Below are 1282 nucleotides of genomic sequence, written 5' to 3'. Positions count from 1 at the left end.
GGACGTACTCACTGATGCGAAGGAGCGCCGGACTGAGGCTGGGCTGAGACGAACGCAAGCGCGCCAAGATCTTTTCCTGCATTTACGATTCCCTTGATGTCGCCGAGCTCCAGCTCCCTAGGCTTGATTGACACGGGCAGTGAAAGCAATAGGAATTTTTCAGCAGATTGCCAAGCCGTGAACATTGTTTTCGTTAGAGCCCCCAGCCGCCTGCCAGCCTTTTTGCACGGCATTTGACCATCATCGCCGCGCGGGGAAAGAGTCGCGCATGATGAAAAAAACCATCTTTCGCAGACGAAAAAAAAGTGATATTCCTTCAGCGAGAGACTGGGACCGCGGCCGCTGGGCGCGAATGCGAACAGAGATGACGAGATGTTTTCTATATCGATTGGTGTCGACATCGGAGGCACCAAAACGCATTTGAGAAGCTGCCTGGAACAGGGCATGGGCCGCGACTTGGTGGTGAGGACCAGTGAATGGCGTTGTGGAGCCTATGACCACGATATTCCTGGACTAATCGCGCTAATCAGCGGATTTGCGGATGGCGCCACTCCCAACGGCATCGCGATTGGCTCTCATGGATGTGATGATGAGGCCGAGTGTGCCATCCTGCAAAAACCCCTTTCCAATCATTTTGCCTGCCCGTTGAGGGTCGTCAACGATGCAGAGCTATTTCCCCTAGCCATGGGGCTTTCCAGCGGAATTGGTGTCGTCGCGGGAACTGGCTCAATCGCCGTTGCTCGGGACCAGAAAGGCAGGATGCATGTCGCAGGCGGTTGGGGCTGGGCAATCGGAGACGAAGGGAGCGCTCCCGGTTTAGTACGTGAGGCTGGTCGAGCAGTGCGACGGCACATTGACCTCGGAGGGGCAAGGTCAGAGCCGCTTGTCGAAGCGCTTTGTGAGGCATTTGGACTGAATAGCCCCACGAACATCGGCACCGCTATCGCGAAGGAAGGCGGTGCCTCGGCTCTGGGGCGACACGCACCCGTTATCTTCTACGCAGCCAATGAAGGCTCGTCGTTGGCTAAGCGCGTTATTGACGAGGGCGCAGCGGCCCTGACCCAATTAGTTCACCACCTGAAGTTGGCGGGCGTGTCCGACAAAGACGTGGTGGTAGGCGGAGGGGTCATCCTCGCCCAGCCACTTTTAGCCAATGCGTTCTCCCATCAAATTTCCGATCGTTTCGGGGCGACAGTGGCGGTCACCTTCCTCGACAAGCCGCCGGTCTTAGGCGCCTGCGTCTTGGCGCGGCAACTTTGCAGTGCCGGGGATGGCCCAGAGA

General features: G+C 57.6%; 2 protein-coding genes. One reads left to right on the top strand and one right to left on the bottom strand.

The features are described from left to right. Positions 1-8: 8 nt before the first annotated feature. Complete coding sequence (locus tag EN780_RS34490; protein WP_128276483.1) at positions 9-401, bottom strand: hypothetical protein; 393 nt, start codon at positions 399-401, stop codon at positions 9-11. Between EN780_RS34490 and EN780_RS34485 the strand changes: the two genes are divergently transcribed. Further along, the coding region (locus tag EN780_RS34485; protein ID WP_128276482.1) for a BadF/BadG/BcrA/BcrD ATPase family protein at positions 373-1282 on the top strand (910 nt) is incomplete at its 3' end. The two genes, EN780_RS34490 and EN780_RS34485, sit on opposite strands and share 29 nt — an antisense overlap.

Origin of the sequence: Mesorhizobium sp. M4B.F.Ca.ET.089.01.1.1, from assembly GCF_004022605.1 — a bacterium.
GTDB lineage: Bacteria > Pseudomonadota > Alphaproteobacteria > Rhizobiales > Rhizobiaceae > Mesorhizobium > Mesorhizobium abyssinicae.
Note: the sequence above shows the minus strand (reverse complement) of the source record. Positions and strands in the feature narration are given on the sequence as shown.